General features: G+C 72.3%; 17 protein-coding genes. 7 read left to right on the top strand and 10 right to left on the bottom strand.

Annotation, left to right across the window (positions count from 1 at the left end; genetic code table 11):
* The first annotated feature begins 50 nt into the window (after window positions 1-50).
* Window positions 51-677, top strand: a complete 627-nt coding sequence (locus QSK18_RS26230) for a LysE/ArgO family amino acid transporter (protein WP_232813065.1) — start codon at window positions 51-53, stop codon at window positions 675-677.
* Here QSK18_RS26230 and pcaC read toward each other — a convergent pair whose 3' ends face one another.
* From pcaC to pcaH, 4 genes are read right to left on the bottom strand one after another with little or no spacing between them, the layout of a single operon-like run.
* Window positions 678-1,085, bottom strand: coding sequence for a 4-carboxymuconolactone decarboxylase (gene pcaC / locus QSK18_RS26225; protein WP_232813064.1), 408 nt, complete (start codon window positions 1,083-1,085; stop codon window positions 678-680). It abuts the gene before it with no gap.
* Window positions 1,082-2,326: a lyase family protein gene (locus tag QSK18_RS26220; protein ID WP_232813063.1), complete on the bottom strand. Its 1,245-nt coding sequence runs from the start codon at window positions 2,324-2,326 to the stop codon at window positions 1,082-1,084. Before QSK18_RS26220 ends, pcaC begins: the two co-directional genes overlap by 4 nt.
* A 5-nt stretch (window positions 2,327-2,331) precedes the next feature.
* The gene (gene pcaG / locus QSK18_RS26215) at window positions 2,332-2,898 is read right to left on the bottom strand and encodes a protocatechuate 3,4-dioxygenase subunit alpha (RefSeq protein WP_232813062.1); all 567 of its coding nucleotides are present in this window, start codon (window positions 2,896-2,898) and stop codon (window positions 2,332-2,334) included.
* Window positions 2,895-3,677: a protocatechuate 3,4-dioxygenase subunit beta gene (gene pcaH, locus QSK18_RS26210; protein WP_232813061.1), complete on the bottom strand. Its 783-nt coding sequence runs from the start codon at window positions 3,675-3,677 to the stop codon at window positions 2,895-2,897. Before pcaH ends, pcaG begins: the two co-directional genes overlap by 4 nt.
* An 81-nt stretch (window positions 3,678-3,758) precedes the next feature.
* Here pcaH and QSK18_RS26205 point away from each other — a divergent pair, with 81 nt between their 5' ends.
* On the top strand, window positions 3,759-4,508 hold the full coding sequence (locus QSK18_RS26205; RefSeq protein ID WP_232813060.1) for an IclR family transcriptional regulator: 750 nt from the start codon (window positions 3,759-3,761) through the stop codon (window positions 4,506-4,508).
* Here QSK18_RS26205 and QSK18_RS26200 read toward each other — a convergent pair.
* The 4 genes from QSK18_RS26200 to QSK18_RS26185 form a co-directional block, all read right to left on the bottom strand.
* On the bottom strand, window positions 4,489-6,741 hold the full coding sequence (locus QSK18_RS26200; protein WP_285624426.1) for a putative bifunctional diguanylate cyclase/phosphodiesterase: 2,253 nt from the start codon (window positions 6,739-6,741) through the stop codon (window positions 4,489-4,491). The two genes, QSK18_RS26205 and QSK18_RS26200, sit on opposite strands and share 20 nt — an antisense overlap.
* A 103-nt stretch (window positions 6,742-6,844) precedes the next feature.
* Window positions 6,845-8,020 (bottom strand): 4-hydroxybenzoate 3-monooxygenase, encoded by a 1,176-nt coding sequence (locus QSK18_RS26195; RefSeq protein WP_232813058.1) that lies wholly within the window; start codon window positions 8,018-8,020, stop codon window positions 6,845-6,847.
* A 45-nt stretch (window positions 8,021-8,065) separates the two neighbouring features.
* Window positions 8,066-9,865: a DUF429 domain-containing protein gene (locus QSK18_RS26190; RefSeq protein ID WP_232813057.1), complete on the bottom strand. Its 1,800-nt coding sequence runs from the start codon at window positions 9,863-9,865 to the stop codon at window positions 8,066-8,068.
* 63 nt (window positions 9,866-9,928) lie between these two features.
* Window positions 9,929-11,605, bottom strand: a complete 1,677-nt coding sequence (locus QSK18_RS26185) for a PAS domain-containing protein (RefSeq protein ID WP_285624421.1) — start codon at window positions 11,603-11,605, stop codon at window positions 9,929-9,931.
* 266 nt (window positions 11,606-11,871) lie between these two features.
* On the opposite strand from QSK18_RS26185, the gene QSK18_RS26180 reads away from it, so the two are divergent.
* The gene (locus QSK18_RS26180; RefSeq protein ID WP_408623871.1) at window positions 11,872-13,128 is read left to right on the top strand and encodes a M20/M25/M40 family metallo-hydrolase; all 1,257 of its coding nucleotides are present in this window, start codon (window positions 11,872-11,874) and stop codon (window positions 13,126-13,128) included.
* 44 nt (window positions 13,129-13,172) lie between these two features.
* On the opposite strand, the gene QSK18_RS26175 is transcribed toward QSK18_RS26180, so the two are convergent.
* Window positions 13,173-13,424, bottom strand: coding sequence for a DUF5703 family protein (locus tag QSK18_RS26175; RefSeq protein ID WP_232813054.1), 252 nt, complete (start codon window positions 13,422-13,424; stop codon window positions 13,173-13,175).
* Between the two features lie 115 nt (window positions 13,425-13,539).
* On the opposite strand from QSK18_RS26175, the gene QSK18_RS26170 reads away from it, so the two are divergent.
* Both QSK18_RS26170 and QSK18_RS26165 read left to right on the top strand, forming a co-directional pair.
* Complete coding sequence (locus QSK18_RS26170) at window positions 13,540-13,914, top strand: primosomal protein (protein ID WP_232813053.1); 375 nt, start codon at window positions 13,540-13,542, stop codon at window positions 13,912-13,914.
* A 345-nt stretch (window positions 13,915-14,259) separates the two neighbouring features.
* Window positions 14,260-16,518: a SulP family inorganic anion transporter gene (locus QSK18_RS26165; protein WP_285624414.1), complete on the top strand. Its 2,259-nt coding sequence runs from the start codon at window positions 14,260-14,262 to the stop codon at window positions 16,516-16,518.
* A gap of 62 nt (window positions 16,519-16,580) precedes the next feature.
* On the opposite strand, the gene QSK18_RS26160 is transcribed toward QSK18_RS26165, so the two are convergent.
* Window positions 16,581-17,510: an aldo/keto reductase gene (locus QSK18_RS26160; protein ID WP_232813051.1), complete on the bottom strand. Its 930-nt coding sequence runs from the start codon at window positions 17,508-17,510 to the stop codon at window positions 16,581-16,583.
* 68 nt (window positions 17,511-17,578) lie between these two features.
* On the opposite strand from QSK18_RS26160, the gene QSK18_RS26155 reads away from it, so the two are divergent.
* Window positions 17,579-18,310, top strand: a complete 732-nt coding sequence (locus QSK18_RS26155) for a histidine phosphatase family protein (RefSeq protein WP_232813050.1) — start codon at window positions 17,579-17,581, stop codon at window positions 18,308-18,310.
* A 9-nt stretch (window positions 18,311-18,319) separates the two neighbouring features.
* Window positions 18,320-18,886: a DUF3090 domain-containing protein gene (locus QSK18_RS26150; RefSeq protein ID WP_232813049.1), complete on the top strand. Its 567-nt coding sequence runs from the start codon at window positions 18,320-18,322 to the stop codon at window positions 18,884-18,886.
* The last annotated feature ends 2 nt before the right edge of the window (window positions 18,887-18,888 follow it).

Below are 18,888 nucleotides of genomic sequence, written 5' to 3'. Positions count from 1 at the left end.
TCAGAAAGATGAGCTGTACTTCACCCCACCCGGCTCCTACCTTCGGTGACATGAGTGCGACCCTCGTGCCCGCCGTCCTTGGTCTGATGACGGGTCTGACCCTGATCGTGGCGATCGGCGCCCAGAACGCCTACCTGTTGCGCCTCGGCATCGCCGAGCGATCGGGGGTGGTTGCGCCGGCGGTGGTGATCTGCGCAGTTTCCGACGCGGTCCTGATCCTGGCCGGGGTGCTGGGGGTGGGCGCGGTGGTGCAGAGCGCGCCAGTGGCTCTCACCGTGATTCGCGTTCTCGGATCGGCCTTTTTGTTCTGGTACGGCCTGACTGCCGCACGCCGGGCCCTGCGGCCCTCGGGTGAGGTGCTCGAGGTGGCCGAGAGCGGCAGCCCGGCGCGGGTGGGCCGGGTGGTGGTCACCATGCTCGCGCTGACCTGGCTCAACCCGCACGTGTACCTGGACACGGTGATCCTGCTCGGCTCGATCGCCAACGGCCAGTCGGTGGGCCGCTGGTGGTGGGTGGCCGGGGCGATCCTGGCCAGCGTGTTGTGGTTCGGTGCACTGGGTTTCGGGGCGCGACTGCTCCGGCCGGTGTTCTCTCGGCCGATGGCCTGGCGGATTCTGGACGGCATCATCGCGGTGGTGATGGTGATGATCGGCGTGCGGATCGCCCTCGGCGTGTGATCAGCTCGGCGCGTCCAGTTCGGTGAGCACCTTCTGGGCGATCCGGAAGGCGGTGTTCGCGTCCGGCACACCGCAGTAGATCGCGCTCTGCAGAATGACTTCCTTGATCTCGTCGTCGGTCAGGCCGTTGGTGCGGGCCGCCCGCACGTGCAGGGCCAGTTCCTCGTGATGGCCCCGGGCGATCAGCGCGGTCAGGGTGATCATCGAACGGCTGCGCCGGTCCAGCCCGGGCCGGGTCCAGATACCGCCCCAGGCGTAGTCGGTGATGAACTGCTGGAAGTCGCGCGTGAATTCGGTCGCCGCGGCGGTGGCCCGGTCGACGTGCTCGGCGCCCAGCACCTCGCGGCGCACCACCGTTCCGGCGTCGATGCGCTCGCCGACGCTCTGGTCGCGGTCGAGGGGGTTCATCTGCGCTCCCTGGTTTCACGGGCCCGATTGAGGACGTCGTCCACGACGAAATCGGTCAGCCCCAGATAGGTTTCGGGTTGGTTGGGAGAGGGGAAGAGCTGGGCCATACTCCTCTGCTCGGCCTGGATGCCCTCGCCGGCCGCCTGCAGGTTCTCGGCCATGCGACTGGGCGAGACCTCGAGCCCGGCCAGCAGTTCCCCGGCCTGCGCCGCGGCCACCACCGCACCTCGTGAAAGTGACTGAAGGGCAGGCCACTCGGCGTGCCACGAGCCGTCCGGCCGCTCGTCCACCGCCTCGGCGGCAGCCAGGTGCAGGGTGGCGGCCAGCTGGGGGGCGCTCAGGGCGGTACGCCGGATCAGCACCGAGAGCACCGGATTGCGCTTCTGGCTCATGGTCGAGGAGCCGCCCCGGCCCTCGGCCACCGGTTCGGCCAGTTCCCCGATCTCGGGGCGCCCGAGCTCGATCACGTCACGGGCGATCCGGCCCCACGCGTCGCAACAGCCCACCAGGGCGTCACCGACGGCGGTGATCGGTGCCCGGGCGGTGTGCCAGGGCGTGCGGAACTGAAGATCCAGGGTCTGGGCCGCGGTCCGCAGGATCGTGACGGCCGTCGCCGCCGGATCGGGAGAACCGGCGAGCCGGGCCAGTTCGACCACGGCGGAGAGGTTGCCGGCCGCTCCACCGAACTGGACGGGCAGGGGCGGCAGCCGGTCCAGACCGTCGCGGGCGTCGAGCAGGGCGGTGAGCCACTGCGCGGCCTTCATTCCGAAGGTGGTGGGAACCGCGTGCTGGGTCAGGGTGCGCCCGGCCATCGGGGTGGCCCGGTGCCGATCGGCCAGACGGGCCACCGCCGCGATCTGGCCGTCGAGTTCGGCCCGCACCTGGGCGAGCACCCGGCCCAGGCATCCCAGCAGCGCCGAATCGAGAACGTCCTGGCTGGTCAGGCCGCGATGCAGCCACTTCGCGGCGGGTTGGCCGGAGAACTGCTGCCGCAGGAGCCGCACCAGCGGGATCACCGGGTTGCCACCCGCCTCCGAACCGGAGGCGACCTTCGCGACCAGGCCCCGGGCGTCTTCAATTTCGAAGGCACCCAACTGGCCGCCCGCATCGGCGGGAGCGACACCGGCGGCGACCAGGGCCTCCAGCCAGGCTCGCTCCACCTCGACCATGGCCCGCACGAGCGCGGCCGGCGTCATCAGGTCCCCGGCGCGCTCGGCGCCGGGCCAGAACAGGCTGTCCACGTGCGTCAGTCTGCCGCGCCGGTGGCCACATTTCCTGGCCGGTGGCCGGGGAAGTGCAGGAAAACGGTCTCGTCCTCGCCCTGGAGCCGGATGTCGAACCGCCAGCCGTCGGGCTCGGCCGTGGCGATCAGTGTGCGGCGGCGTTCTTCGGGAAGACTTGCCAGGAAGGCGTTCTCGTCCAGATCGGGCCCGGGCAGGTAGGCGCGGGTGAACAGCCGGTCCATCAGGCCCCGGGCGAACACCGTGACGGCGAAGAACGGCTGCTCGCCTCCGGGACCGAGCGTGCTGAAGGTGAAATGGCCGGTGTTGTCGGTGCTGGCGCGGCCCCAGCCGGTGAAGGTGAAGCCGTCGCGGTGCAGCGAACCGCCCTGGCGCACGACCGAGCCGTCGGGAGCGGGCTGCCAGATCTCGATCAGCGCATCACGCACCGGGTTCCCGTTGCCGTCGCGGACCGTGCCGTGAAGCCGGACGGCGCCGGGGGAGTTGGGCGGGACGAGTTCGCAGTCGCCGGTGTAGGGAAGGGCGTAGCCGTAGAACGGGCCCACGGTCTGGCCCGGGGTGGGCGTGCTCATTCGTCGTCGCCCTCCGCCTCGAAACGCGTGCGGTGCGAACCGGTCAGCACGATGTCCCAGCGGTAGCCGGTGCTCCACTCCGGCCGGGTGACCTGGTGGTCGTAGCGGGCCACCAGCAGGTCACGGTCGCGGGGATCGGTGATGGACTGGTAGATCGGGTCGAGCGGGAAGAGTGGATCGCCCGGGAAGTACATCTGGGTGACCAGGCGCTGGGTGAAATCCGTTCCGAACAGCGAGAAGTGGATGTGCGCCGGGCGCCAGGCGTTCTGGTGGTTCTTCCAGGGGTAGGGCCCGGGCCTGATCGTGGTGAAGCGGTAGGTACCGGTCTCGTCGGTCAGGCAGCGGCCGACCCCGGTGAAGTTCGGGTCGATCGGGGCCGGGTGCTGGTCGCGCTGGTGCACGTAGCGGCCGGCCGCGTTGGCCTGCCAGATCTCGACGAGCTGGTGCGGCACCGGCCGGCCGTCGCCGTCGGTGACCCGCCCGGTGACCACGATGCGTTCGCCGATCGGCTCGCCGGAGTGCTGGATGGTCAGGTCCGCCTCGAGCGCGTCGACGTCCTGGTGGCCGAAACAGGGGGCCCAGAGCTCGATCCCCTCGGGGTCGGCGTGGTGCAGGTCCTTGGTGGGATGGCGCAGGATGCTGCTGCGGTAGGGCGGATAGTCCAGCGCCGGCTGGGGGAGCGCGACTGCGGCTGCGGCGTGGGCCTTCTCGATCGCGGCGATCTCGGCGCTGATCTGCTCCTGGGTCGCCACGGCGGCGTCCGACGACGGGGTGGGCATGCCGTGAAGTTAGGCGTTTACAAGGCGGCCCGGACAGGTGAGACTTCCGTTCAGTGGAAGAGCGGGCCGAAAGGTGGGATCGTGAGCGCACCGGTGAGCGTGACGTCGCGGGCCCTGGCCCTGCTCAGCGCCTTCGACGAGCACCACCGCCGGCTCACCCTGACCGAGCTGGCCCGCCGGGCCGGCCTGCCCCTGGCCACGGCCCACCGGCTGGCCGGTGAGCTGCTGGAGTGGGGTGCCCTCGAGCGGCAGGCCCCGGGCTCGACGTATTTCGTGATCGGGCGGCGGATCTGGGACCTGGGGCTGCTGGCGCCGGTGCAGACCGGGCTGCGCCAGGTGGCCTCGCCCTTCCTGCACGACATCTACGCCGCCACGCTGGCCACCGTGCACCTGGCGGTGCGCGACGGCGACGAGGTGCTCTACGTCGACCGGCTCGCCGGGCACCAGTCGGTGCCGGTGGTCAGCGAGATCGGTTCCCGGCTGCCGCTCTACTCCACCGGGGTGGGCAAGGTCCTGCTCGCCCACGCCCCGGCCGACGTGCAGCGCCGGGTGCTGGCCGACCTGCGGCGGATCACCCCGTACACGATCACCCAGCCCGGCCGGATCGGCGCCCAGCTGGAGCGGGTGCGCCGGGAGGGGTACGCCCAGACCGTCGAGGAGATGAGCCTGGGCGGCTGTTCGGTGGCGGTGCCGGTGCGCTCGCGCTCGGGCGGGCCGGTCGAGGTGGTGGCCGCGCTCGGCATGGTGGTGCCCTCGCTGAAGCGCGACAAGCCTCGGATGATCGCGGCGCTGCAGGTGGCGGCCGAGGGGATCAGCCGTTCGCTGCGCTGACGCCGCCGGTGACCAGGATGTCGCGGGCCGGCCGGGGCCGGCCCAGGTAGTAGCCCTGGGCCAGTTCGCAGCCGATCCGGCCCAGGCGGTCGAGCTGCTCCTGGGTCTCCACCCCCTCGGCCACCACGTCCAGGCCGAACGCGTGGGCCGCGGTGACCATCAGCTGCACCAGCTGCTGACCGGCCTCCTCACCCGAGCGCAGGAAGCTCTGGTCGATCTTCAGGGTGTCGACCTGGAGCTTCTGCAGCTGCCCGATGCTGGTGTAGCCGGTGCCGAAGTCGTCCAGGCTGACCGACACCCCCAGCGCCCGCAGGTCGCTCAGGTGGGTGTCGGCGGCCGGCTCGTCCAGCAGCACGGTCTCGGTGATCTCGAGAGTCAGCCGGGCGGGCGGTATCCCGCTGTCGGCCAGGGCCCGGCCCACCTCCTCGAGCAGGGTGCGTGAGGCCAGGTGCCGGGCCGAGATGTTCACCGCCATCGTCACCCCGCCGTGCCCGGCCGGGTCCTGCCGGGTCCAGACGGCCAGCTGGCGGGTCGCCTCGGCCAGCACCCAGCGGCCGATCTCGCAGATCAGCAGGCTCTCCTCGGCGGTCGGGATGAACTGGTCGGGCGGTACCAGGCCGCGCTCGGGATGGTGCCAGCGGATCAGCGCCTCGTAGGAGTGCAGCCGGCCCCCGGCGACCTCGAACACCGGCTGGTAGTGCAGCTCGAACTCGCCGGTGGCGAGGCCGTGCCGGATCTCGTCCTCCAGCCGGGCCCGGGCCTGCAGCCCGGTCCGCAGCGCGTCGTCGAACATCTCGACCCGCCCGCCGCCGTGGCTCTTGGCCCGGTAGGCGGCCAGGTCGGCGTCCTGCAGCAGCTGCTCGGCGTCGATCTGGCCGTCCCGGGCCAGGGCGATGCCCACACTGGCGCTGATCACCGCCCGGCCGCCGGCGGTCATGATCGGGGCGCCGACCGTGTCCAGGATGCGCTCGGCGATCTCCACCAGCTCGGCCGGGCCGGGCACCGGGTCGATCAGCACCACGAACTCGTCCCCGCCCTGCCGTCCGACGATGTCGCCCTGGCGCAGGGCGCCCCGGATCCGCCGGGCGGCGGTCTGCAGCACCTCGTCGCCGGCCGCGTGCCCGAGCCGGTCGTTCACCCGCTTGAAGAAGTCCAGGTCGACGAACAGCACGGCGACCTCCTCGCCGCCGCGCCGGGCCCGGTGCATCAGCGCCCCGAGCAGTTCCCGGATGTAGGCCCGGTTGGGCAGGTCGGTGAGCGGGTCGTGGGCGGCCTGGTGCTCCAGGTCGTCCCTGTAGGCGTCACGCTGGCGGGTGGAGACCCGCAGCTGCCGGGTGGAGAGCCAGAGCCGGGCCGGCACCAGGAACGACAGCAGGGTGGAGACCACCGCGATCGGCAGCAGAGGCAGCCGCAGGTCGCGCGCGTGGTCGAGGAACAGCACGCCCGGGACCACCAGCAGCGAGGCGTACATGGTGACCAGCCGCACCGGTGAGATCGCCCAGGAGGGGGTCATGTCCTGGCGGGCGGCGACGGTGGCCGCGCGCACGGCCCCGAAGCCCCAGCCTGCGTACATCAGGAGGTAGAACGTCTCGAACCAGCGGTGCTGGGGGTCGAGCGTGCCACCGCTGGCGCCGTAGATCACGTTGCCGACCAGGCCGAGCAGCACCCCGGCGGTCAGGGCCGCGGTGGCCCGGCCCTCGAGCGGTGCGGGCACACTGGTGACCAGCCAGATCGCGGCCGCCAGCATGGTGATCGTGGTCAGGGGGTACAGCAGGCCGACGGTCTCGGCCAGGTCGAGACCGCCCTGGAACGGCGTGAACAGGGCCACCCAGAGCACCAGGGCCCCGCCCACGGTGACCACGGCGGAGTCGAGCAGCCCGGCCGCGTCCACCCGCTTGCCGCGCTGCAGCAGGGCCAGGCCGGTGGCGGCGGTCAGATTGCCGGTCAGCCAGCAGGCGTCGGCCAGGTTCGGGTAGTCCACCGGCAGGCCGCGCAGCTGGTGCCAGGCCATGAAGCCGTCACCGACCGCGCTCAGGCCGGGGGCCGTGGCGAAGATCAGCCAGGTCAGCCGGCGGGGCCGGTCCCATGCGGCGGCCGCGAGCACGGCGAGCATGCTGCTGACGCTGATGGCCACCTGGAACGCGGCTCGCGGGGCGCCGGCGGGCGCCAGCCAGTAGCAGCCGAGCAGCACGGCGGCCACCAGCAGATACCGGCCTGCGGCGTCGAGGCGCATGGTCGTGCGTTCGGCCCCGGCACTGGCCAGGTGGAGAAACCGCCACCCCGGTCACCCTCCTGGCGGGGCCGGGCCCGCCCGAGGTGACCGAAGGTGACCGGGTTCAGAACCCGATCGGCAGACCGGCGTAGTTCTCGGCCAGGCCCCGGGCGCCGGCCTCGCTGCTGGTGACCCATCTCAGCTGGGACAGCTGCAGCTGGGCCTCGAACGGGTCGGCCGAGGTGTGCAGCATGGTGGTCATCCACCAGGAGAAGTGGGTGCAGCGCCAGACCCGGCGCAGCGCGTCGGCGGAGTAGGCCTCGGCCGGGCCGCGGTCACCCTTCAGCAGCAGCGCGGTCAGGGCCGGGGCGAGCAGGGCCACGTCGGCCACGGCCAGGTTCAGGCCCTTGGCCCCGGTCGGGGGCACGATGTGGGCCGCGTCGCCGGCCAGGAAGAGCCGCCCGTGCCGCATCGGCTGCTGCACGAAGCTGCGCATCGGCAGCACGCTCTTGTCGGTCAGCGGCCCGGGGGTGAGCTGCCAGCCGTTCTGGCCGTGCCCCAGGCGGGTGGCCAGGGCCTCCCAGATCCGCTCGTCCGACCACTGGGCCACGTCGGTGTCGGTCGGCACCTGCAGGTAGAACCGGCTGACGGTGGACGAGCGCATCGAGTGCAGGGCGAAACCGTCCGGGTGCCAGGCGTAGATGAGCTCGTCGGTGGAGGGGGCGACGTCGGCCAGCACCCCCAGCCAGGAGTAGGGGTAGGCACGCTGCCAGGTCTGCCGGGCCGCCTCCGGCACGGCGGAGCGGCTCGGCCCGAAAGACCCGTCGCACCCAACCACCACCTCCGCGTCCAGGCGCGCCGGACGTCCATTGTTGTCGGTGTAGGTGACGTAAGGACGATCGGTGCCCAAGTCGTGCAGGGCGGTTTCGCTCACCTCGTAGACGATCTGCTGCCCGGCGGCGTCACGGGCCTTCCCGAGATCCTTCTGCACCTCGGTCTGGCCGTACACCGTGACCGCCCGCCCGGTCAGCTCGACGAAGTCCAGATGGTGACGCTCCTCGGGCCACTGCAGGTAGATGCCGCGGTGCGGATCGCCCTCGGCGGCCAGGCGCTCACCCAGACCGGCCTCGGTGAGCAGGTCGACCGTGGACTGCTCGAGGATCCCGGCCCGGATCCGCGCCTCGACGTACTCGCGGCTGCGGGTCTCGATCACCACCGACTCGATCCCCTGGGCGTCGAGCAGGTGGGAGAGCAGCAGCCCGGCCGGGCCGGCACCGATGATGGCGACTTGGGTACGCATGGCGTCAGTGCACCTCATGGCTCGGGCGGACGTGGTGCCGGGCTTTCACTCAGTGGAAGCCTGCAGCTTTTCCAGGCGGGACTTCAGCAGACCCCGCCGGTCGGCGTTGCCGGGCAGGGCCACGTACTTCTCGCCGAAGGCGGCCAGCAGCGCGTCGTCCAGCCGGCGGACCGCGCCGGGCGGGTACTTGTAGTCCATCCGGGCGTTCAGGTCGAGCTCGTTGACCGGCACCAGCACCTCGGTGAGCTCCGGCAGCGAGGTGATCGCGAGCTCGGCCAGCAGCCCGGTGATCCAGGTGTAGTGCTCGGTGCGCGACCAGCCGGCCTCCGGGTACTGCCCGGCCAGGAACGCAGCCAGCTCCCGGGCCCCGATCCGGGAGTCGTCGTCGGCGGTGTCCCGGCCGGTGGTCTCCCCGCTCCCGGCCGGCTCCTCCCCGGGCAGCACCCGGTTGGCCGCGAGCCGGTCGCGGATGATCGAGAACTCCTGGTCGGCCAGCTCCAGCAGACCGGCGGCGAGCGTGAACCGGCGGTCCAGTTCGGGCGCCTGCTCGGCGGGAACCGTTCCCTTGTAACGGATGTCGTGCTCGAACTCGGCCCAGGCGTGCTGCAGCACGGTGCGCACCTGCAGCGAGGCGGCCATCCCGCGCAGCGGCTCGTACTCGGAGTGGCCCTCGCGGGCGGCGTCCAGGGCGATCAGCATGTGCCGGCTGCGGTAGCCGAAACGGCCCTGCCGGGCGGTCTCCTCGCCCATGTCCCGGTCGCGCTTGACCAGCAGCTGGTCGTGGATCACGTCGGCCACGGTGGCCACGTCGTCCTGCACGTAGGTGATCACCCGCACGCCGATCTGGTCGTTGATCTCGCGCAGCGGCTCGGAGTAGACCAGCTCGCCGTCCGCGGTGCGGCGGGCGGCCTTGCCGGCGAACGAGGCCACCGCCTTGGCCCGGCCGGTGACGCTGAGGTAGTTGATCCCGGCCTCGTCGAGGATCGACTTCACCAGCACGCAGAACCGGTCGGCGGCCTCGACCAGGGCGGGCTGGCGCAGCGCGTACTCGCGCACGGCGACCGAGACCGGGTCCTCGGCGGTGACGTCCTCGTGGGTGCTGGGCTCCAGTCCCTCGGGCAGGGTGGGGGTGACGATGTAGCCGTTCTCCACGTCGCCGTAGACGGTGACCATCTGCGGGTGCCGGGCGGTGAAGAGCGCCACGTAGGCGCAGATCACCGCGTCCACCTGGTCCTCGACCACCCGCAGCTCGCTCTTGCGCTCGGCCCCGGTGGCGGCCTCGATCAGTTCCGGCCAGCGCGAGCCCGGGCGGTCGGTGTGCAGCGCCGGCTCGGCCCCGGCCAGCCCCCCGACCAGGCTCATCAGGCGCAGCAGCTCCGACTGCAGCTCCTCCCGGGTGCGGCCGGGCTTGGCCTTGTACTTGAGCGTCCGGCCGAGCCGGAACAGCGCGACGGTGGCGGCGTGCGGGTACACCTCGACGGCCCGGCGGCCGCGGCCGGAACGGGGGTTGAGGTCCAGCTTCAGCGCCGAGGCGATGCGGGCGCCGCGCGGGGTGCCGGAGAACTCCGGCTTGGTGGTGTTCACCGGGTGCGCGCCGGCGTGGAAACGGGCGAAGTCCTTGTTCAGGGCGGCCTCGGCGGGCCGGTTGCCGGTCTCGTTGCGGACGATCAGCGGTGCGTCGATCGCGACCAGGCAGTCGCCGGCGGTGTAGGGCGCGAGCGCCGCGAGGATGTCCTCGTCGCTCTGGGCGGTGCTGACGTGCACCAGACCGCCGTCCTGGTCCAGCACGGCCAGCCCGGTGGGCTTGCGCTCGCCCCAGGCAAGATCCACTCCGACGTAGTACACAGGGTGAAGCCTGCCGTATCCGGCGTGCGGCGGCGCGCCGGGGGCGGGTGCGCAGCGTGACCCTCAGACCGGACCGAGGTCCACGATCACCCCGATCAGGGTCTCCGGTTCCCCGTCCGGGCCGGTCACGGTGGTGAGTGAGCCGTGACCGGCGAAGTGGCTGCCGTCCCTGCGCACCCAGGTCCAGCGGCGGGCACCGGCGGCCATCACCTCGGCGGCCGCCCGCACCGGGTCGGTCAGGCCGGTCTCGGCCATCGCCCGGTCCAGCTCGGCGGGCAGATGGTAGATCAGCGGCGTGCGCCGGCCGATCGTCTCCTCGGCCGTCCAGCCCAGCAGTTCCTGCGCGCCCCGGCCCCAGAAGGTGATCAGGTGGGTGGCCGGGTCGATCCCCACGATGGCCACGTTCGCCACGGCGTCCAGCGCCCGGTGGGTGCGCCGGAGGGCGGCCTCGGCCTCGCGGGTCGCGGTGACGTCGAGCACGGTGGAACGCACCTGGACCGCGGTGCCGTCCGGATCCCGGTCGATCCGGTTGCGCACGGTCATGATCCGCTCGGTGCCGTCCGGGCGCAGCAGGCGGAACTCCATGTTCGGCAGCCGCTCGGCGTCCGGCACCCGGGCGAGGGTCGCGGCCACCACGCCCCGGTCGTCCGGATGGATGTTCTCGAGGTAGGCCTCCGGGGCGGGGGAGACGCTGTCCGGCGAGCGCCCGAGCTGGGCGTAGAGCCCTTCGCTCCAGCGGGTCTCGCCGGTGCGCAGGTCCCAGACGGCGGTCCCGGTGCCGGCGATCTGTTCGGCCTCGGCCAGGTCGGCGCGGTCGTCCCGCGCGGCCCGGAGCAGCGCCGACTTCTCGGCGGCGGTCAGCACCACGCACAGCGTGCACAGAGTGGCGGCGAACAGGACCACCTGCACGGCCAGCGTCTGCGCCCAGGGCGGTTCCTGCACCACCGGGCCGCTGCCCTGCAGGGTGCCGACGGTGGCGATCAGGGCCATCAGCAGCAGCGAGCCCATCGCCCGGAGCGGGCCCAGCCGCAGCCCGCCCCAGATCAGCGGCACCGCGCAGACGAACGAGGGCACCACCGTCTGGCCGGTGCCGAACACCCCGCCGGCGACCGCCCCGGTCAGGGCCAGCTGGGCGGCCCACTCCAGGTCCAGCCGCCGGCGGCCCTCGGCCGGGGCGACCAGGAACAGGGGCGAGACCATCGGCAGGCCGAGCAGGTGAGCGCGCAGGTAGCCGTGGAAGAGCGGCCAGGCCGGGCCGGCGCCGTCGAGCACCTGGGTGAGGGTGAACACCAGGGCGCCGACCATGGCTCCGGAGACGGTGCACAGGGCGAAGCGGATGCCGGCCGTGGGGGAGTCGAGCAGCACGCCGCGGGGGAACGCCCGCCGGGCGAGCAGCGCCGTCAGCAGCAGCTCCCCGCCGTTGGCCAGCGCCAGGCCCAGCGCCGCGGCCACCCCGTAGTGGGTGTCGACACCGGTCAGGAAGAGGGCGACGGCCGATCCGGTCAGGGCGGCCGGCCAGTCGCGGGTGGGCAGGCGGGCCAGCAGCGCCACCGCCACGCCGCCCAGCGGCCACCAGACCGAGGCGCCCAGGTCCGGGTCGCGCAGCAGCCGGAAGGTCACCTGGGCCAGCACCAGGGCGGTGACCAGGGTCAGCCCGAGGAGCAGGGCCGAGCGGGCGAGCAGCCGGCCGGCCCCCACCTCCTCGCTGCCGCCACGCAGGCGGACGGCCGCAGTCGGCACCCAGCCTCTCCCGGTCGCGGGGCCCGGGCGTCGGCCCGGATCGTCGAGCACAGGATCGGCGGGGCGGGCTGGGCGCTTGACCTCCTCCCGCGTGTGTACCGTGGCCGGACCGGCCCGGATCAGTCCGGTCCGACGCGATCCGTGTGGAGGTCCACGTCATGAGAAGGCCAGCGGCACCTGTGCCGGCCGGAGCCGATCCGCAGTTCGCGGGCGAGCGGGCCCCGGCCTCCGAGGAGGTCGTGACGATCTGTCGCGACCTGCTGCGGATGGACACCAGCAACTACGGCGACAACAGCGGCCCGGGCGAGCGCAAGGCCGCCGAGTACGTGGCCGGGCTGCTGGCCGACGTCCAGATCGAGCCGCAGGTGTTCGAGAGCGAGCCGGGCCGCACCAGCGTGGTCGCCCGGATCCCGGGGGAGGCCTCCGACCGGCCCGCCCTGCTGGTGCACGGTCACCTGGACGTGGTGCCCGCGCAGAAGCAGGACTGGCAGGTCGACCCGTTCTCCGGCGAGGTGGTCGACGACTGCCTGTGGGGCCGCGGCGCCGTGGACATGAAGGACATGGACGCGATCATCCTGGCCACGATCCGCCAGATGCGGCACGAGGGCCGGCGCCCGCCGCGCGACATCGTGCTGGCCTTCATGGCCGACGAGGAGGCCGGCGGGGTCAAGGGCTCGAGCTGGCTGGTGGACAACCACCCGGGCCTGTTCGAGGGCGTGGACGAGGCGGTCAGCGAGGTCGGCGGGTTCTCCGTGGAGCTCCAGGGCCGGCGCACCTACCTGCTGCAGAGCGCCGAGAAGGGCATCGCCTGGGTGCGTCTGGTGGCCACCGGCCGGGCCGGGCACGGCTCGCAGGTGAACGGCGACAACGCGGTCACACACCTGGCCCAGGCCGTGGCCCGGATCGGCGCCCACCGGTGGCCCACGGTGATCCCGGCGACCGTGCAGGCGTTCTTCGAGGGCGTGCACGAGCAGACCGGCGTCCAGCTGCTGACCGGGCAGGAGGTGGACGTGGAGAAGCTGCGCGAGATGTTCGGCAGCACCGCGCGCTGGCTCGAGGCGACGGTGCAGAACACGGCCAACCCCACCGTGCTCGAGGCCGGCTACAAGCACAACGTCATCCCCGGCCAGGCCTCGGCCCTGGTCGACTGCCGGTTCCTGCCCGGTCAGCGGGACGAGCTGATGCGCACCCTGACCGAGCTGGCCGGTGAGCACGTGAAGGTCGAGGTGCTGCACAGCGACGTGGCGCTGGAGGCCGGTTTCGAGGGCGGGCTGGTGCAGGCCATGCGCCAGTCGCTGCTGGAGCTGGACCCGGGCGCGGCGGTGCTGCCCTACTGCCTCTCCGGCGGCACCGACAACAAGGCGTTCAGCCGGCTGGGCATCCGGGGCTACGGGTTCGCCCCGCTGAAGCTGCCGGCCGACCTCGACTTCGCCGGCATGTTCCACAGCGTCGACGAGCGGGTGCCGCTGGAGTCGCTGCGGTTCGGGGTGCGGGCGTTCGACCGGTTCCTGCAACTGGTCTGACGGTCGTTCCCGGGACCCGCGTCGCGCGGGTCCCGGGAAGGGCCTCACAGGGTCCGTTCGACCCGCATGATCCGGCGGCGCAGCCACACCCGCCGGCCGCCGCCGAACGAGATCTGCACCCGCGCGAGCTCCCAGCGGCCGTACTCGGCCTGCTCGGTGAGCAGCTGGCGGGCCTCGGCCCGCCCGGTCCCGCGGGGCAGGGAGAGGATCCGGTACTCGTAGTCCGGTGAGAACGGGGTGGCCGACGGGTCGGCCGGGCGCACCCGGGTGGCTGGATCTCGCACGTCATCGCTCAAGGCAGCTCTCTTCGCCGATATTCCGGACCGGTCACCGACACGTGTTCTGCTGATCCGCCCGTGTCCGCGGGCAGCCACGTCGGACCATGTCATCACGAACCGATACGGTCATGCCATGACGACGGAGCCCCGAGCTGCTCTTGACCGCCTGATTGCTGCTCTCGAGGCGCACCTCGAGGCAGCTTCCCGGCGGGCCGGTGAGGCCGACCCATCGGTGGTCGCGGCCTACCAGACCCTGGCCGACGCCTTCGAGACCTACGACGAGTCGCTCTACGACGCGTTCGACGAGGTCACCCCGTTCGTCCTGTACGACGACGCCGAGGACGCCCTGGCGAGCGACGACGAGGACGACGAGGACGGGGAGGACGACGACGACCTCGACGAGTACGACGACGAGGACGACGACGAGGACGACGACGAGGACGACGAGGACGCGGACGACGAGGTGGGCGACGGCACCGGCCGGCCCGCCACCGCCCCGCGCGCCTGAGTCCCGGTACCGGTCCCGGTCTCACCCCAGGGTGAGGCCGGGATCAGTCATGCCCGGAGCCGACCTCCCGCCGGCCTCTGCGGAAACTTCCCGGTAACGCGTAAGTCCCTCTCCGGAAACATCTTTCGCCCGGGTAGAAGTCGAAAACCCGGCAGTCTTAACGCATTCTCACGCGTTTCGAATTGACCAGGGCCCACTTCCGCCCGCAGGCTGGTCACTGACAGTCCTCAGTCACTAACTCTTGGTGATTTCTGAGACGAATTCTGGGCATGGACGCCCGATGCAACGCGATCCAGTACTGCCATGCACCTCCAGACGCCGCGAACGACGCCAGGAGAGAAGTCCATGAGCCAGGAATCCACGTCCACCGTCACTCCCTCCCGGCTGTCGGCCGGAGAACCCGACGGGCACGAAGCCACTGAACACACTGAACCCCAGCCACACTGGCGGGCCGACATCGAGGCGTCCCTGGTCGTCTTCCTGGTCGCCCTGCCCCTGTCGCTCGGCATCGCCGTCGCCTCCGGTGCCCCCGTGGTGGCCGGCATCATCGCTGCCGTCGTCGGGGGCATCGTCACCGGTCTCGTCGGCGGTGCCCCCCTCCAGGTCACCGGTCCCGCCGCGGGTCTCACCGCGGTGGTGGCGGGTCTGGTCTCCGAGCACGGCTGGCGGGTCACCTGCCTGATCACCGTGCTGGCGGGAGTCGTCCAGATCGGCTTCGGCCTGACCCGGGTGGCCCGGGCCGCGCTTGCCATCTCGCCGGCCGTGGTGCACGGCATGCTCGCCGGGATCGGCCTGACCATCGTGGTCGGCCAGCTACACGTGCTGCTGGGGGCCGACTCCCGCAGCTCGGCGCTGGAGAGCATGCTCGAACTGCCCGGCCAGGTCCTCACCCTGCACACCGCCTCGGCGCTGCTCGGGGTGGGCACCATCGCCCTGAACCTGGTGTGGCCCCGGCTCACCCGGCACCTGGGCCCGCTCGGTCAGGTGCCGGCGCCACTTGCCTCGGTCACCCTGATGACGCTCGCCTCGCTGCCGTTCGCGGTCGAGCGGGTCGATCTGCCCGGCAACCTGCTCACCGCCCTGCAGCTGCCGGAACTGCCCGAGCAGGCCTGGCTCTCGGTCGGCGTGGGCGTGCTCACCGTGGCCCTGGTGGCCAGCGTGGAGACGCTGCTGTCGTCGGTCGCGGTGGACAAGATGCACCAGGGCCGCCGGGCCGACCTCGACCGTGAGCTCCTCGGCCAGGGCTCGGCCAACATCCTCTCCGGCCTGGCCGGCGGGCTGCCGGTCACCGGGGTGATCGTGCGCAGCGCCACCAACGTGCGGGCCGGGGCGAAGACCAAATGGTCGGCCGTGCTGCACGCGGTCTGGGTCGCGCTGTTCTCGGTGGTCCTGGTCTCGGTGGTGAAACAGATCCCGCTGTCGGTGCTGGCCGGGCTCCTCGTGGTGATCGGCATCGGGCTGGTCAATCTCGGCCACCTGCGCAGTGCCCACCGGCACGGCGAGGGCGCGGTCTGGGTGGTCACCCTGGCCGGGGTGCTGGTCCTGAACCTGCTCGAAGGGGTGCTCCTGGGCATCCTGGTGGCGCTCGGTTTCGCGGCCCGCCGCACGATCGCGGCCAAGGTGCAGGTCATCCCGGCCGGTACCGCCGAAGGCACCTGGCGGGTGGTCCTGACCGGCACGCTGACCTTCGTGGCGCTGCCCCGTCTGGCCCGGCGGCTGGGCAGCATCCCTGAGGGGGCGCCGGTCCGGCTCGACGTCGAGCTGGACTTCCTCGACCAGGCGGCTTCGGAACACCTGCTCGGCTGGGTGCAGGAGCATCGCCGGGCGGGTGGCACGGTGACGGTCCGGGAACAGGGTGCGGCCGTGCTGAGCGAGGTCGTCGGTGGTGGGAAGCCGCCCCGGGGAAGGGTTCTGGACGGCGCGATGCCGTCGGCGCCGTGGAGCCATGGCAAGGTCGAGATCTCGTCCGACAGCGACCCCGAAGAGCCCGAGACCCCGAGCCAACTGATGGACGGGGTGGGCAACTTCCACGATCGCCTCGCCCCCCGGATGCGGGGAGTTCTGCACGAACTGCGTGAATCCCAGTCGCCCAGCACGTTGTTCATCACGTGCGCCGACTCCCGGGTGGTGCCCAACCTGATCACCGACTCGGGCCCGGGTGACCTGTTCACCGTGCGCAACGTCGGAAACCTGGTGCCGGTAAGGCCTTCCGATCCGGGTGACTCGACCCTCGCGGCGGTCGAGTACGCGGTGGGGGTGCTCGGGGTGACCACCATCGCGGTCTGCGGGCACTCCGGCTGCGGGGCCATGCGGGCGCTGCTGGAGCCGTCGGCCGAGGCTGAGGGGGCCTTACCGGGCTGGCTCGCCCACGCCGAGGAGTCGCTGAGCGCGTTCCGGGCCCAGGCGGGCACCGACGACGTTGCCCGGCTGGCCGAGGTCAACGTTGTCGTCCAGCTCCGCCACCTGATGGAACACCCGCTGGTGCGCCGCCGGGTGGAGGCCGGCCGGCTCGAGCTGGTCGGCATGTTCTTCGACATCGGCGCCGCCGAGGTGCGGGTGCTGGAACCGGAGAGCGGCGAGTTCAGCCTCCCCGCCGGGGTCTGACGAGGGTCTGACGAGGCGGACCGGGTGGCCCAGCTCACCGGGAACCACCCGGTCCACCTCGATCACAGGGCTGAGAGCGAGACCTCGTCGAGCACGCCCAGGATCTCGACCGGCAGCTGCACGTCCTCACTGCCCAGGGCCTGCCGCAGCTGGGCCCCGGTGCGCGCCCCGAGCAGCACCGAGCTGATGCCGGGGCGGTCGCGGGCCCAGGCCAGCGAGATCTCCAGCGGGGAGAAGCCCAGGCCGTCGGCCGCCGCGATCACCGCATCGGTGATCCGGCGGGACGAGCGGTCGAGGTAGGGCTCGACGAACTGGGCCAGGTGCGCCGAGGCCGCGCGCGAGTCGGCCGGGGTGCCGTGCCGGTACTTGCCGGTGAGCACGCCCCGGCCGAGCGGGGACCAGCCGATCACCCCCAGGCCCAGGTGCTGGCTGGCGGGGATGAGTTCGTTCTCGGCCTGGCGCTGCACCAGGGAGTACTCGGTGTGCACGGCGGCCAGGGGCTGCCCCCCGGTGGCGGCGAGCGCCGCCTGCCAGGAGTCGACGTTGGCCACCCCGGCGTAGCGGGCCCGGCCCGAGCGCACGGCGGTCTCCAGGGCCGACAGCGTCTCCTCGAGCGGCACCGCGGAACTCCAGCCCGGCGCCGTCCACAGATCCACGTGGTCGGTGGCCAGCCGGTTCAGCGACGCGTCGAGGGCGGCGAGCAGGGAACGGCGGGAGAGGTCGGGGCCCTGGCGGTGCAGCGGCACCACGGCCTTGGCCGAGATCACCAGTTCCTCGCGCACCCCGTGGGCCTGGTGCAGCTTGCCCAGCGTCTCCTCGCAGGCCCCGGCGCCGTAGCGGCTGCCCACGTCGACCAGTGTCCCGCCGGCCTCGAGAAAATCTCTCAGCTGGTCGGCCGCCTCGTCCGGATCGGTCTCCCGGCCCCACGTCATGGTGCCCAGGCCCAGCCTGGAGACACGCAGACCGGTGCGGCCCACGTAGCGCTGCTCCATAAACGGCCAACTTAGCGTGCAGCAGTGCCCGGCGGCGCCTGCCCCAAGGGGCGAACTAGGCTCTACCCGTGCCCACAGTTCTCCTGGTCCGCCACGGCCGCACGGCGGCCAACGCCTCCGGCGTCCTGGCCGGCTGGACCCCCGGCGTCGGTCTCGACGAGACCGGTCAGGCCCAGGCCCGCACCCTCGCCGCCCGGCTCGAGAAGATCCCCCTCCGGCTCGCCGTGGCCAGCCCGCTGCAGCGCTGCCAGGAGACCGCCTCGGCGCTGCTGGGACCCGACGGCCCGGCGCTGCTCACCGACGACCGCCTGGGCGAGTGCCACTACGGCGACTGGACCGGCCGCCCGCTGAAGGAACTGGCCCAGGAGAAGCTCTGGCCGGTGGTCCAGGCGCATCCCTCGGCCATGACGTTCCCGGGCCCCGACGGCGAGTCGATGCCCGACATGCAGCACCGGGCGGTCGCCGCGGTCCGCGAGTACGACGCCCGGGTCGCCGAGGAGTTCGGCGAGCACGCGATGTGGCTGGCGGTCTCGCACGGCGACGTGATCAAGGCGATCCTGGCCGACGCCCTCGGCATGCACCTCGACCAGTTCCAGCGGCTGGTGGTCGACCCCTGCTCGGTCTCCGTGATCCGTTTCACACCGCTGCGCCCGTTCGCCGTACGGGTCAACGACTCCGGCGTGGATCTGGCTGCTCTGGTGCCGGTTCCGCCGCCGGCGGGGCAGGAGGGCCTGGCCGAGTCGGACGCCGCGGTCGGCGGCGGCAGCGGCGGTGCGGCGAGCGCGACCGGAAAGTCATAGGGTCGCCTCATGCCGCGCCAGGTGTACGAGTACGAGTCGCCGGACCGGTTCGTCGCGGGGACGACGGGCCAGCCCGGGTCCCGCACCTTCTTCCTCCAGGCCCGGGCCGGTAACCGGCTGACCACCGTGCAGCTCGAGAAGCAGCAGGTGTCGGTGCTGGCCGAACGGGTCGACGAACTGCTCGACGAGGTGCTGCGCCGCAGCCAGGGCAACGCCACCGTGCCCGCCCTGGCGCCCACCCGCACCGAGGACACGGCCCCGCTGGACACCCCGATCGAGGAGGAGTTCCGGGTCGGCACGATGAGCCTGGCCTGGGACGGCGAGCTCGAGCGGGTCGTCATCGAGTGCTTCGAGGCGGGCGAGAACCTCAACGAGGACGAGGACGAGCTGCCCGACAACGACGAGGACGCCGAGGGGGCGGTGCTGCGGGTCTCGCTGGCCGGGGCCGCCGCGCGGGCCTTCGCCAAGCGCGCCCTGGCGGTGGTCGGCGCCGGCCGCCCGCCCTGCCCGTTCTGCACGTTCCCGCTGGATCCGGAGGGGCACATCTGCCCCCGGGCGAACGGGTACCGGCGCTGATC

The organism is Kineosporia sp. NBRC 101677, assembly GCF_030269265.1.
In the GTDB taxonomy this organism is placed as follows: domain Bacteria; phylum Actinomycetota; class Actinomycetes; order Actinomycetales; family Kineosporiaceae; genus Kineosporia; species Kineosporia rhizophila.
Note: the sequence above shows the minus strand (reverse complement) of the source record. Positions and strands in the feature narration are given on the sequence as shown.

What these genes read in the sequence shown, in the direction of transcription:
- QSK18_RS26160 (WP_232813051.1), bottom strand. Translation starts at nt 17,510, where the DNA reads ATGGAGCAGCGCTACGTGGGCCGCACCGGTCTGCGTGTCTCCAGGCTG.
- QSK18_RS26180 (WP_408623871.1), top strand. Translation starts at nt 11,872, where the DNA reads ATGGACACCAGCAACTACGGCGACAACAGCGGCCCGGGCGAGCGCAAG.
- QSK18_RS26150 (WP_232813049.1), top strand. Translation starts at nt 18,320, where the DNA reads ATGCCGCGCCAGGTGTACGAGTACGAGTCGCCGGACCGGTTCGTCGCG.
- QSK18_RS26200 (WP_285624426.1), bottom strand. Translation starts at nt 6,741, where the DNA reads ATGCGCCTCGACGCCGCAGGCCGGTATCTGCTGGTGGCCGCCGTGCTG.
- QSK18_RS26170 (WP_232813053.1), top strand. Translation starts at nt 13,540, where the DNA reads ATGACGACGGAGCCCCGAGCTGCTCTTGACCGCCTGATTGCTGCTCTC.
- QSK18_RS26165 (WP_285624414.1), top strand. Translation starts at nt 14,260, where the DNA reads ATGAGCCAGGAATCCACGTCCACCGTCACTCCCTCCCGGCTGTCGGCC.
- QSK18_RS26230 (WP_232813065.1), top strand. Translation starts at nt 51, where the DNA reads ATGAGTGCGACCCTCGTGCCCGCCGTCCTTGGTCTGATGACGGGTCTG.
- QSK18_RS26195 (WP_232813058.1), bottom strand. Translation starts at nt 8,020, where the DNA reads ATGCGTACCCAAGTCGCCATCATCGGTGCCGGCCCGGCCGGGCTGCTG.
- pcaC (WP_232813064.1), bottom strand. Translation starts at nt 1,085, where the DNA reads ATGAACCCCCTCGACCGCGACCAGAGCGTCGGCGAGCGCATCGACGCC.
- pcaG (WP_232813062.1), bottom strand. Translation starts at nt 2,898, where the DNA reads ATGAGCACGCCCACCCCGGGCCAGACCGTGGGCCCGTTCTACGGCTAC.
- pcaH (WP_232813061.1), bottom strand. Translation starts at nt 3,677, where the DNA reads ATGCCCACCCCGTCGTCGGACGCCGCCGTGGCGACCCAGGAGCAGATC.